This is a genomic window from Curvivirga aplysinae, from assembly GCF_009711445.1.
Lineage (GTDB): Bacteria > Pseudomonadota > Alphaproteobacteria > UBA8366 > Aestuariispiraceae > Curvivirga > Curvivirga aplysinae.
Genome location: NZ_SMMC01000211.1, coordinates 1 through 13744 on the forward strand (window position 1 = coordinate 1; position 13744 = coordinate 13744).

The 13744-nt window shown below is 44.4% G+C and carries 9 protein-coding genes; 2 read left to right on the top strand and 7 right to left on the bottom strand.

What is annotated here, in order from left to right; all coding sequences use genetic code 11:
* The coding region (gene trpS, locus E1160_RS15090) for a tryptophan--tRNA ligase (RefSeq protein ID WP_155156671.1) at nt 1-1000 on the bottom strand (1000 nt) is incomplete at its 3' end.
* A gap of 233 nt (nt 1001-1233) precedes the next feature.
* Here trpS and E1160_RS15095 point away from each other — a divergent pair.
* Nucleotides 1234-1695 (top strand): methyltransferase family protein, encoded by a 462-nt coding sequence (locus E1160_RS15095; protein WP_155156673.1) that lies wholly within the window; start codon nt 1234-1236, stop codon nt 1693-1695.
* 80 nt (nt 1696-1775) lie between these two features.
* Here E1160_RS15095 and trxA read toward each other — a convergent pair whose 3' ends face one another.
* The 6 genes from trxA to E1160_RS15125 all read right to left on the bottom strand — a co-directional run bounded on the left by trxA (nt 1776) and on the right by E1160_RS15125 (nt 12364).
* Nucleotides 1776-2096 carry a thioredoxin TrxA gene (gene trxA, locus E1160_RS15100; RefSeq protein ID WP_155156675.1) on the bottom strand — a complete coding sequence of 107 codons (321 nt, stop codon included), beginning with the start codon at nt 2094-2096 and terminating at the stop codon, nt 1776-1778.
* A 55-nt stretch (nt 2097-2151) separates the two neighbouring features.
* Nucleotides 2152-5718: a double-strand break repair helicase AddA gene (gene addA, locus E1160_RS15105; RefSeq protein ID WP_155156677.1), complete on the bottom strand. Its 3567-nt coding sequence runs from the start codon at nt 5716-5718 to the stop codon at nt 2152-2154.
* Nucleotides 5719-5721: 3 nt separating this feature from the next.
* Nucleotides 5722-8841, bottom strand: coding sequence for a double-strand break repair protein AddB (addB, locus tag E1160_RS15110; protein WP_155156679.1), 3120 nt, complete (start codon nt 8839-8841; stop codon nt 5722-5724).
* On the bottom strand, nt 8841-9566 hold the full coding sequence (locus tag E1160_RS15115) for a nucleotidyltransferase family protein (protein ID WP_155156681.1): 726 nt from the start codon (nt 9564-9566) through the stop codon (nt 8841-8843). Before E1160_RS15115 ends, addB begins: the two co-directional genes overlap by 1 nt.
* A gap of 102 nt (nt 9567-9668) precedes the next feature.
* The gene (gene tsaE / locus E1160_RS15120; RefSeq protein ID WP_155156683.1) at nt 9669-10166 is read right to left on the bottom strand and encodes a tRNA (adenosine(37)-N6)-threonylcarbamoyltransferase complex ATPase subunit type 1 TsaE; all 498 of its coding nucleotides are present in this window, start codon (nt 10164-10166) and stop codon (nt 9669-9671) included.
* A 62-nt stretch (nt 10167-10228) separates the two neighbouring features.
* Complete coding sequence (locus E1160_RS15125) at nt 10229-12364, bottom strand: sensor histidine kinase (RefSeq protein ID WP_218048937.1); 2136 nt, start codon at nt 12362-12364, stop codon at nt 10229-10231.
* Nucleotides 12365-12710: 346 nt separating this feature from the next.
* On the opposite strand from E1160_RS15125, the gene E1160_RS15130 reads away from it, so the two are divergent.
* Nucleotides 12711-13739 carry a YeiH family protein gene (locus E1160_RS15130; protein WP_218048938.1) on the top strand — a complete coding sequence of 343 codons (1029 nt, stop codon included), beginning with the start codon at nt 12711-12713 and terminating at the stop codon, nt 13737-13739.
* Nucleotides 13740-13744: the final 5 nt, after the last annotated feature.

Consider the following 13744-nt stretch of genomic DNA (forward strand, 5'->3'; position numbering starts at 1 on the left):
CATCATCAATGATTGGTTGCGTAATTGCCTGTGCCCGTTCTGCACCATCTTTCAAGACGGAATCAATATAGGCTTCATCATTCAACAAGCGTTGCATTTCTTCGCCAATTGGACCCAAGACTTCTACCGCCAGTTCGGTCAGAATTTCCTTGAAATCCTTAAAGGATTTACCACCAACTTCTGCCAATGCCTGTTCAGATGTCATATCTTGAAGGGCCGCATAGATACCCACCAGGTTACGAGCCTCAGCGCGATCTTCCAAGCCATCCATTTCTGTCGGCAATGGTTCTGGATCAGTTTTGGCTTTACGTAATTTCAAGGCAATCGCATCACGATCATCTGTCAAGTTGATACGGCTGTAATCAGATTGATCCGATTTAGACATTTTTTTAGACCCATCACGCAACGACATCACACGTGCAGCTTGACCCAAAATCACAGGTTCCGGTTCCGGGAAGAAATTCGACACATCCCAGTCATTATTAAACTTATTTGCAATATCACGGGTCAGTTCAAGATGCTGTTTCTGATCTTCACCAACCGGCACATGGGTCGCCTTATAAGCCAGGATATCAGCCGCCATCAGATTTGGATAAGAAAACAAACCTGTAGAGGCATTTTCACGGTTCTTGCCTGCTTTTTCCTTAAACTGGGTCATACGGTTCAACCACCCCATACGCGCAACACAGTTAAACACCCACGCCAATTCTGCATGGTTCGGATTGCGGGATTGATTAAACAATGCGGATTTTTTCACATCAATGCCAGATGCAATAAAGCTTGCTGTCACTTCACGGATAGATTTACGCAAAGCCGATGGATCTTGCCATGTGGTTATCGCGTGCATATCAACGACACAGAAAACACATTCGTAATCCTGTTGCATACGCACCCAGTTACGAATAGCCCCTAGATAGTTTCCTAAATGCAGGTTACCTGTCGGTTGCACACCAGAAAAAATACGGTTTGTTGGTAATTTATCAGAATAATCTTTTGTCATTTATAAAACTGCCGCATTGCTGCAAACAGCCCCACTCAAAGGTTTTGGACGCCCGAAGGGTTTCACAGAAAAAGGAACAGAATGTTCCCGATTAAAATTTGCTTACAAGAAAGCAACGCCCACGGTTATGACGACCTGCCCCCTATCGGTCAAGGGGAATTCCAAATAACTATATTTTCCAACAAATTGTGGTATATATGTAACATTAAAACCGAAATGAATTGGCGAAATAGATGACATGGTTACAGCTTAAATTCCCGCCTCCATTGGTGGCTTTGGTCTTTCTGATACATCTGGGACTAGTCGCCTATATGTATCCAGACACTATTTTTAGCTTTCCTTATCAATCCTATATTGCCGTGATTATTGGTTTAATTGGATTAGCCTTGGGAATTACGGCTTCTATCGAATTTCGTAAAATCAAAACTGCTGTAAATCCAAGGAAGCCGGAACTGGCACAAAGCCTAGTCACAAATGGTGTTTTTAAATATAGCCGAAACCCCATGTATCTTGGATTGGTGATTATTATCTGTGCGGCTGTGATTTTTGCCGGGAATTTTATTACCTTAATGCATCCAATCCTGCTTGTAATGTATTTACATTTTTTCCAAATACGGCCTGAAGAGCGTATTTTACTAGATAAATTCGGGGAAGATTATCTTGTTTACATGACACATACGCGTCGTTGGATTTAAAACAGAAAAGGGCCGCTAGAACGCGACCCTTTTCAAATTCGTAAGCTTCAAAAGCTAAACACAATCATATGCGATGCATATTATTTGTTAGAGTTAATCCACTCTTCCAATTGTGTTTTTGGCAATGCGCCAACTTTTGTAGCAACAACTTCACCGTCTTTGAACATCATCAATGTTGGAATACCACGCACACCGAATTTGGATGGTGTATCTGGGTTTTCATCAATGTTGATCTTTGCAATCTTAACTTCGCCTTTCATGTCAGAAGCAATTTCTTCCAAAGCCGGGCCAATCATCTTACAAGGGCCACACCATTCAGCCCAGTAATCAACTACAACTGGTTGGTCAGCATCAAGAACAGCACTTTCGAATTCGTCGTCTGTTACATTTACAGTGGACATTTCTTTGCTCCTTAAAATGTCTTCAATCATCCGACATGTAGACGGATTATGGTTTCTACTTTTTCCTAATGTAGGGAGTGGGTGAAAACAGGTCAAGTTGTCCTTTGTCCAATTCCATAATTCTTGGCCCATCTGTCCATAAAAGTGCACATCGAATATCATGGTCTGGATAGATTTTATCCAACACCGCACGATAACTAGCCATTTGTTTTAAATAGGCTTCTGGCACATCTGCTGGGTCCATCGGACTTGGTCGCAGGGTTTTGTAATCTACGATAAAAACTTCTGTGCCTGAAACGATCAAACGGTCAATCTGGCCCGAAACCAGTTGTGTTTTATCCCCTTCAATCAATCCCACCACAGGGACTTCCGCACGACTATCAGGCCCGAAAAGAGAGGCGAATTCAGGCTTTTCCATCACCGCCATTACCTCATCTGCCAGCTCAATTTGATAGGCCTCATCAATGCCATGGGCAGGTTGAGCCAAGAATTTCAACGTAGCATCCCGCCGTTTTGCCAAAGGTAAATCCGGCACGCTTTGAAGCAGGCGATGCACCAATCGACCACGTTTATAATATTTCTGCGCCTTCACTTGTCGCGGTGAACGCACAGGCGGATTTGCAACTTCCACAGTTGCCGCAGATGGAATCAAAGGACGCGGAGGCATAGGTTCTGCCCCCGGTGCCACACGCATCCAAAACGGCATTTCTTCTTGCACCGTTTCGGCAACGATCTCTTCTTCTTTTTGAATGATTTCAGCAGTATGCGCTTCCTCATATATCCAGGCTTTCCCAGTCCAGCTATCCATACTGTCAATAGGGGCAGCAAAATCTACCTCTGTTCCAATCTTTCTCAGGCCCTGTTCAATCAATTCATGCCAACAATCCGCCGATGCCCCATTGGTCCCAGCCGATCCACAAACCAACAATCGATCTTCCGCACGGGTCAAAGCCACATAAAGCAATCGACGATATTCCTGATTTTGGGCTTTCTTTAAATCTGCCTTTGCCTTTTCCCCAACGGCTTCCTGATAATGCCCGCTTGGGGTCCAGATAGGGAATTGTTTATCCCCCTCTTTTACCCAGTACATTTTATCACGCATCATAGGAACAGAGGTTGTATCCGGCATAATCACGATCGGCGCCTGAAGACCTTTTGATCCATGCACCGTCATAATTTTTACTTCATCTCGAACACCTGCTTCCAAGTCACGTTTCACTTCGGATTGACCTGCATGGAACCAGTGTAAAAAGCCTTGTAAGGACGGCGCATTGCCTTGTTCGTAACTCAAAGCCATGGCAAGAAATTCTTCTAGCGGATCTTCGACTTCCCGACCTAATCTCGCCACCATCGCTTCACGTCCAGTTAAACTACGATCTTCTTTTTTATCCAATGCAGGACAAGAACGGGCCAGAATACTTGAGAATAACTCAAAAGGACGAATAAAATCCGTGCGGGCCAATAAATCAGAAAGCCAATTTACCACAGGCCCGAAACGTGGATGATCTCGTCCGGTTTCCCGTAAATTAAACCACAAGGATCGACTTCCTCGTTTATGGGCCAATTTAAACAAATCATCATCATTAAGACCCAAAAGAGGTGTCTTTAACAAAGTTGCAAGCGATAAATCATCATCCGGCATAATCAGGAATTGCGCCAATACCATCAAATCCATCACCACAATCTGTTCTGACAGGATCATCCGGTCCACACCCGCCACGGGGATATTTTTACGTTTTAGGGCACGCACCAATAAATCCACAAAGGCATCACGGCGACGCACCAAAACCATAATATCCCCAGCGCGCACTTTTCGAGCCTTGGCTGGTAAATCTTCTTGTCCAATCCAATTCGCCACTTGATTTGCCAATGCATCCGCCAATCTTTGTTTTGGACTGGCATCGCGTTCGGTTTCCGTTGGTAGCAACCACGGATCAGGATCAACTGTACGATCTGCTTGCACCACCGGCCATATTTCCACACGCCCCCCATGTCCTTGACGGAAGGCATTGTGATGGATTTCACGTTCTAACGGCACCACCCCATCTCGTGCGACCGGATTTTCAAAGATAGCATCCACCGTTTTTAGAACCGCATTGGTGGATCGGAAACTGGTATCCATCGGAACCATATCCCAATCCTGCCCAACCTCTTTTACAAGATCAGCAAACACGCCTTGCATACGATTAAATTCACGTGGATCAGCCCGCTGGAAACTAAAAATGGATTGTTTCTCATCCCCAACGGCAAAGATGGTTCTAAATACATCACGCTCAAATTTTTCAGGACGGGTATTATATTGTCCTTCGCCTGTAAAAAATTCACGGGTTAAGGTTTCCACCACTTGCCATTGTTCCGGGTTGGTATCTTGCGCCTCATCAATCAAGACATGATCAAGACCGCCATCCAGTTTGAACATGACCCAAGCAGCTGCCCCATCTTCTTTAGTCAGCAGGTTTACAGATTTCAAAATCAGATCGTCAAAATCCAGAAGATCACGTGCCTGTTTTTCTGTCTCATAAGCCCGTAGCATAGCTTCGCCCAAACGCAACACACCCGCCGACGCCGTTGCCGTTACTTGGCGTGCGATGCGATCTTGCACACGAATGATACGATCTTGCTCATTTAACATCACATCTAAAAGGTCAGGACGATCTTCACCCCGTTTCTTAGTCATGACATTCGCTTTAGGATCAAGCTTCTGAGTCAAAAAGACGGATCGATAAGTTTCATATCCAACCACACGTCCAGCTTCGTCAGTCTCAAGCCACGATGCCAATTTTTCTGCGGAAGACTGATCCGTTTTTGTGCCCCCTTGCAGATGTATCATGGCATCACGTAATGCATTGCGATCAAAGGCCCCTTCTTTACTAGCCTCCTTAATTACGTCTTCTTCACTCACCCCACGCACGGCATCTAGCAAATTAAAAAGCTCACCTTCAACTCTATTCAGGCAATCTAGGGGACTTTCATCAGGACGTTGATCTAATAACCGTTTGAGGCGCCCCCGTTCATAGATCAAGCCACGCATCAATTGGGCAAAGCTCTCTTCATTACTATGGCGGGTAACAACTTTGAGCGCAGATTGTAAAACACCGGCCTGGTCCGCCGCCCGCAAGATGGTATCTTGGGCGCGCATCAACATTTCATTGGCAGACCGATCATCCAGAATTTGGAAATTAGGTGATACACCCGCTTCTAAGGGGAAGCGTCCAAGCAAAGACTGGCAGAAACTATGGACCGTTAATATCTTGAGGCCCCCCGGTGTATCCAAAACACGGGCGAATAGCTGTCGGGCAAGCTGCATATCATCCTGATTGGGCGCAATCCCCATCAGTTGATGCAATTCCTGAAACAGCTTCTCTTCTTCCATCGTCGCCCATTCACCAAGTTTTTCATTCACTCGGTTGGACATCTCCGCCGCCGCGGCCTTGGTAAAGGTGATACATAGGATTTTTTCAGGCCAAGCGCGCATTAACAACAAAGACAATACACGATCTGTAAGAACCTTGGTTTTACCACTTCCCGCACTTGCCGACACCCAAACCGAATTAAACGGATTAGACGCACGACGTTGCAAAATATTTGGATCAATGGGGGTGTGAGATACAGTATCAGACATGATTTAATCTTCCCCCTCTTCTGCAATACGCCATTCACCTTCCCGCGCCAGATGTTCGAAATCATTATAGCGGCTGGCATAGCGCATCTTTGGGGTGGCTAGATAAGGTGTCTTTTCATCAGCAAATTTATGCACAAGTTTCTGCACACCTTCTTCGGCTTCTTCTACTAATTCAGCTAAAGATTTATCTTTGATACGAACTGGATGTTCTTTACCTGCCGGATCACCACCGGATAACTTCCAGAAAGAAAGTTCCGCCACATCAAGATCTTCTCCATTTGGTATTTCTTTAAAACCTGCCTTGGCGGCAATGACTGCTTCCAATGGCAATTGAGGCGCATAACCAGCGGCCACCATCTTACTACTTGGCGGAGAACCTGTTTTATAGTCCACAATAGACAAAGCCGATTGGTCTCTTGTTTTATCCAATCGATCTGCCTTAGCTGTGAGTATGAATTCGCCCGCAGGGGAATTAAATGTCCAAGCACCTTGAATCTCACTCAAACTATTAAGCATGACTTTGCGACGATCTTTTTCCTTTTCGACAAACCATGCGGCAATACGTTCAAATCGTGGCCACCAAAACGCCCTCACAGCAGGGTGCGCCATATGTTGTTGGAAATGTTTCTCCCCAAATTCTAACAATTTATCCAAGGCTGTTTCGGGCAAATTTTGGTTATAGGGAAAAGCTTCCATAAAATCTTCTAGGGCAGCATGGATAAAGTTACCCCGATCAGCCGCTCCTGGTTCTTGTTCCAAGGGGTCGAGCGGACGAAGGCCTAAAATCTTTTCCGCATAAATACCATAAGGATTACGCATCCATGCCTCAATCCGGGTGACGGATAGCTTGTTTGGGCGCGCGTCAATTGGCGGTGTTGGTGCGGGAGGATTAATGGTTTCACCCTCTGCTTGTCCCAATTCAATGGCCCAATCCAACCAAGGTCGGTCCGCTTTCATCAGTTGGGTCATTTCTAGTTTGTCCAAAACCACATCTAAACGACTTAACCAACGACTTGGCACCGTTGGTGATCCATCGGTCTTTTCCGCACGTGTAATCACCACTTCCCCTGCGCAGAAACATTGAGCGAAATCATGGGCACTTAACCCGATCCGTCTTTCTGGCAAAGGGAGGCCAAATTTCTGGCGCATAGGCCGAGACATCCAAGGGTCTGACTGACTTTCCGGCGGCCATATGCCTTCATTTAATCCCCCAAGGATCACAAGATCGGTATGCTGCAGACGGGCTTCCATAGGCCCCCAAATAAAGGCGCGAGGATGTCGACCATGGGCGGCACGCACGGCTTGCCCCACCAACAAAGATTCAAACAAACTAGGATATTCTCTTGGCGGCATGGCTTTTACCAAGCTGGCATCTTCCCCCAAATCCGCAAGGAAATTCGCCAAAGTCTCGCCTGCATCCCCCGCCCAAAGACGGTCCGATCCGCTTTCTTCGTAAGACGCAGCCAAAGCCTCTGCAGCTTCCATATGGGCTTCCAAAATTACAGGTAAATCGACAGTTTCTTGATCAATCACTTCCAAAAGAGGCTTAAGGGCTGCTTCCAATCGATCCAGAAACGCAGTAAGACGCGTTACATTTTCATCACGTTTTTCTGGTTTTCGATGATCTGCCTTGGCGTAATCCTCCACTAAAGCGCGCAATCCCTTCATACCCGGTGCAGGTTTTGGTCCACGCAAACATTCAGTTTCCAATAATCGAACATCACGGCGAAATTGTGCAATATGATCGCCACAAGCCGACATTGGATGTTTTAACAAGGATAACAAAGAAACAGGTGATAGGGATAAGGAAACCGCATCTGCCAAAAGACGCATATAGGTTGCAGGTGCTGTAGTTGAAAGTGGTTGCCCCGCTGAATCATCCACCTGAATGCCCCAACGTTGTAATTCACTTGCCACACGACGCGCCAACATTCGATCTGGCGATACCAGCGCGACAGTCTGTTCCGGTTCTTGTAACCTTGCCCGCATTAAAAGGGCAATGGTTGCCGCTTCCGTCCCTGATGTAGGACAATCAATCTGGCAAATACCATCCAGCGCTTTTTCAGGCCAATCACTTAAGCCCCGCCATTTATCTGTGGTGCGGGCAGATCGCAACGTTTCTGTCATCAATTCTACGCGCGAAATATCACTTGCTTGATGATCTTCAATGCCGTTAAAAGTCCAAGGCTTCACATCTTCACGTGTTATGCCCATATCCTTTAACACATGGGCAAAACCATATTGCGGATGGGTTTCATCTTCTTCGACTGCAGCCCAATCTTCATCTGACAAAGACAAATCCACACCCGGCAAGATCACTTGCCCTTCGGGCAGATGAGCGATGACCCGCAATAAATTCGCCGCCGCCGGAATACTACCCGTCATCCCTGCTGCCAGAATACGTTGAGTTGGTGGTGAGGCTTCCCATGCCATAGCCTGTGCATTCAAAATGCGATTTCGGCGATCCGCCGGATCAAGCGCCCCATTTTCTTCTAAAATTGCAGGCCAGAATTTCCGCAAAATATCTAGAAATTCAATAATCTCTCGCCAGTGATCAGAAAACTCATGAGACCCTTCAATCAGGTTTTCCAAACCATCCAATGTTAATTGTTCCGTTTGCACCTGATCTAAAAGACGGGCAAGTTCTTGCGCCAAACGCGCGGCCTGTTCCACAGAGGGCGTATGATCCCCAATAGGACGCATACGGATTAAACTGGTCAGCAATAATTGGCGATGCAGATTGGAAATCGCTGGCGGCAGTTCAATTTCTTCCATCAGGCCCAGATCGGTATGCCCTTCTGCACCCAATAAAAGCTCATCCTCATCCACATCTCCGATCGGACGCATCACAGGTAACAAGATAGGCTTGCCTTTGCCCAATCGTAAAAAAGCATCTCGTAAGGCACGACAAGCACGACGGGTTGGCAATAAAATCACCATATCGCTGATCGCAAGAGGATCTTCTTCGATATCCTTTAAAAGCTTTGCCGCCAGTGCATCTACAAAGGTTATATTCGGAGCGATGGTATAAACGCTTACCTCGCCCGCAACTACCGGTACCGGATGGATCGGTTGGGGCGCTTCATCAAAGGCTGTAAAAAGATCGGCTTGTTCAATAGTCATCAAATGATCTTACCATCAACCAAACGTGAACCATAATGAGATTCAGCTTCTTCCAAAGATTTCACAGATGAAATGTCTAACCATTCTCCATCATGCACGACCCCAAATAAACGACCCGCAGCTTGTGCTTTATCAAAACTGTCACGTAAAGAGAATGCCCCTTCCGGCGTATCGTCTAACAAGCGGGGGTGCATAATTCGATAACTGGAAAAGATATATGGTGCACTATCTTCGTCGATCCGGCGTGTCAAACCACCCATATCATCCATAAAATAATCACCTGCGCCTCCGTGACCGAATGCTTCTTCTTTGGGGATTAATAGCATCAGACAATCCATCTTTTCATCATCCCAATGGTTTATAAGATTATGAAGAGATTTTTCTGCATCCCCAATCAAGACCACATCCGCATTAGCCACAAACACGGCATCCTGTCCTAACAACGGCAATGCCTTTTTCATACCGCCACCCGTTTCAAGAATTTCGTCTTCATGAGAAAGTTGAACAGAGGGGTCATTTTCAAAATGTGAATGAATTTTTGCCGCTAAATAATGACTATTCACCACAAAATCCTTGGTCCCAACAGATCGCAGTAGATCCATACACCAGTCAATTAAAGGTTTACCGAGAAAAGGAACTAATGGTTTAGGAACAGTATTAGTCAAAGGGCGCATACGGGTGCCAAACCCCGCTGCCATCACCATTGCTTTTGTGATTTTTGCCACTTTAAAATCCCTTCACCCATATCGAAAATGCGAATTGATAATGTGCAGGGATTTGTCTTTTCCCGCAAGAGGTGAAGGTCAGGAAGAAATACCTAGAAACTTTTAATCAGTAAGACCAACAAGCTTATCCGCCCAGCGGGCATGAGTCGTGTGAATTTCAATTTGTCGAACATCCCCCCCTTGTTCTGCATGATTAAGTAATATGTCCAAGCGATCCCATGGCAGATAACTACCAAGTCGGTCCGGCCATTCAATCAAGGAAATACCTTCGCTAAAAGCTTCATCAATGCCCAATTCCAGAACTTCGTTTTCATCTTCTAAACGATAAAGGTCATAATGATAAATATCTTCACGATCTGTTTCATACGTTTGCACTAAAGTAAACGTTGGGCTTGGTGCCTGTCCTGCCTGTTTTTGGCGCGATTGAATTAAAGCCCGGGCAAAGGTGGATTTTCCGGCACCCAAATCACCCCACAAACAAACGACGTCCCCGGCAACCAAAACATTACCAAGGCGTTCTGCGATATGTTTTGTCGCAGCCTCATCTTCCAAGGTCAGGCTGTATAATGGACGTGTAGCATCATCAAGATTTTCATTCATCTTTCAGGGCTTTCTTTATTCAATCTATGAAAACTTATATTGGCGCTGTATGTGCGACTTTTCTAGACCTTTTTCAAGACTATTGTCACCGCAAACCCTTTTTCAGAAGTGACATCCAATTGAATCTCACCCCCATGAAGTTCGACCATATTTCGCGCAATTGATAGGTTTAATCCAACACCGGACCGCAAGGCTTGTGGATCATTTCCCATAAATCTGTTTTGGATATAATTTTGGTCTTCCTTATGATCCAACACCCAATCCGTTTGATATCGAATACATAAATGATCCGGAAAATCGGAAAGTTGAATATCAACATGATCCCCATCTGAAAGCTTAAGGATGCTTCCCAATAAGTTGGATAAAGCACGCTCCAAACGCACTTCATCGCATTTATATCGATATACACCAGGCTCACAGAAACAGGTAAGCTGCTGCTTTTCGTCTATCACAAGTGATTGATTGTCTTCGATTGACTTATCAATAAGCTGTTTGATATCACTTTCTTCCAACTCAAGTTCCATCAAATCCGCCTGGATAATCGCAAGATCAAGGATATCTTTTACCAATTGGGTTAATGTTTCTCCAGCATCTAAAATATTCTGCACATGGTTGATTTGACGTTCATTTAAAGTACCGAAATATTCTTCTTTCAAAATGGACGCAAACCCTTGAATGGCATTAATTGGCGTACGAAGTTCATAAGATACATTGGATAGAAATTGTGTTTTTAATAAATCAGCACGCTCAAAAGCCACATTTCGTTCTTCCAAAGCCCGCTCTACCCTTTTGGTATCTGTCACATCTGAGTGGATCACTAAAACCTGTGCATCCGGCAATGGTACTAAAGCAACCTCAATAACACGGTCATCGACAAGCGCAAGGGTATAACTTTTCGCAACCCGTTCCGTAATTTGTAAAACCATATCAGATTTTGATTTCTTAATCGTGATGTCATCTTCTTTTGGCAACCATTTTTCATGATAAAAATCTACAATCTCAGTGATATGCGGGTTAGTATCCAAAAGTTCTTTTGGAAATTGCCAGAATTCCTCGAACATGCGGTTCCAAATATTTAACTTACCATCACTGCCCCAAACCGATACGGCATCAAATAGATTATTTAATGTCTCCTGCTGTACCTCGATCTGCGTATTATAGTTACTTTCCAAAGATAAAAGATCTGTCACATCTTCCAACATCCACATTAGTCCACCCAAGGGATGTGGAATGATCAATTGATGCAATGTTCGCCCATCGGGCAAATGAAGCATTTCTTCCTTCTTTTCCAAAAGACGAGAAAATAACGCTTCTTGTTCACGTTTATACTTGGGAAAATCAATTACTTCGGGAAGTTTTCTTTTTTGTCGAAGTTTCTCCAGAACCTCGCCATATCCAAGACCGGCTGCAACGTCAGAGGAATGCAAGTCAAATAAGCGCATAAAAGATTGATTGAAGTAAGTTAATCTTTTATCCGGTCCAAAGATAACAATAGCTGACAGCATCTCATCCAAAACCGTATCGTGGGCTGCCAAATGAGTCACTAATTGGGCTTGCACATCATCCAAGGCGGTCATATCCAAAGCGTAACCAGTTAGTAAATGTGGGAGATTAGAATGTCGTTGTTCCGTAAATTCAAGTAATCGCCTTTTACCCTGCAAGGCGACCGAATGGCTTTCCGTTTGAATACTACTAGAACGTGCCGCACGGCGGGCCAAAGATCGGCCAGCAGCAGAAATACTACCGACACCTAATTCATGCTGATCAGAAATGACAACATCTTTGTCTTTTTCCAGATACGCCGCATAGGCTTTATTACAATCAAGCAGTGTCAAATCTTCTGCTGATCGCCACCAAATTGGATAAGGTAAACTATCAAGAATTGCCGACTGAACGCGACTTTCTTGTTCCATTTTGGCATAATTATCTGCAAGCAACGAAAGTTCACTGATATCTTGAAACCACAAAATAAGAACATATCGGCGAAGTATTCTTTTTTTCTCCCCTTTTATTGAAACTACCCGACCAGATAGTAGATCGAAACTCCCTTCAAATCCTTTGCCATCCTTCATCAAAGCGTCAAGATGCGTTAAAAATCTGGATTGCTGGTTTTCATCTATCAATTCAGCAATATGTCCCATGGTCTGAATTTGCGAGAATCTAAGTAATTCAGCAGCTTTTTGGGACCAAAATAACATTTCTGATCCTTGCACAATCAATATCTGTGATGACTGATCAACAAATTGATATATTCGACGTTTCAAGAAATTTGAAAACCATAGATAAAAAATAGCTGAACAGGTGATGATTACAAATAATGCGATCAACAAACTCAACCAAATCTGTGATGCTGTTACTTCCACCCTAATTTCCTGTTCACATTACATAATTATCTAAAAATTCGATTTTATATCCAAACACGGTTCGAAACTTTTTTCCACCCGTGTTTGAAGCTTTACTTGATCCTTCGTCAAAGCTGCGATAGAGAAAAATCATAAAGAAAATATTTATTATAATTTTCACGAACACGGGAATTAATTTTTTATGTCTGAAGAATCCAAAGCAACTGGTTTCATGAATTCTAAATTTGAAGAGGGAAAAATTCTATTCCCCGGTGTGATTATTACAGTGATTGTAGCCATCGCAGCTTCGTTTCTATCAGAGCATCATGGCGGCCCCGTCATGCTTTATGCTTTATTGTTAGGTACCGCTTTCCATTTTTTATCCAAAGATGAAAAAACAGCCGATGGCATCCAATTTTCTGCAAAGACAGTCTTACGCGTCGGTGTTGCTTTATTAGGCGCGCGCATCACTATTGATCAAGTTGCTGAATTAGGCTTATGGCCTTTATTAGTCGTCGTGGCCTCTATTGGTGCGACAATCCTTTTTGGCTTGATTACAGCTAAATTATTAAAACAGGATAAATGGTTCGGTGTTTTAACCGGCGGATCCGTTGCGATTTGCGGCGCATCAGCGGCAGCAGCCCTTTCCGCCGTTTTACCTAAATCGAAAGAAGCAGAAACGAATACAATTTTTGCAGTTGTCGGGGTAACAACATTAAGCACACTTGCGATGGTATTCTATCCTTTGATCGCTCAATGGTCAGATATGTCAGATGTGGGAAATGGCTTCTTTCTCGGCGCCACCATTCATGATGTCGCTCAGGTCGTTGGTGCGGGTTATTCCGTATCAGAAACGGCTGGTGATACCGCAACCGTGGTAAAACTTTTTCGCGTGGCTATGTTGGTGCCCGTGGTTCTTGTTGTCTCTATTGCCGTTAGCATGGCCGCAAAAGATATCAAAGGTGGAAAGAAAGCGGTTGGTGTTCCGGGCTTCTTAATTGGTTTTGTTATCCTCGTTCTACTTAAAAGCTTTGGTTTTTTACCTGATCAAATTGCCGACTTTCTAAAAGAAGCTTCACGTTGGTGCTTAATCACAGCGATTGCAGCAATCGGTATTCGAACATCATTAGGAGATTTTCGATCTCTTGGTTTTGCACCTGTTGTGATGATCCTCAGTGAAACCGCATTTCTTGCTGTTATTGGATTTGTAGTTGCCTGTATCGGGTATTAATCTTG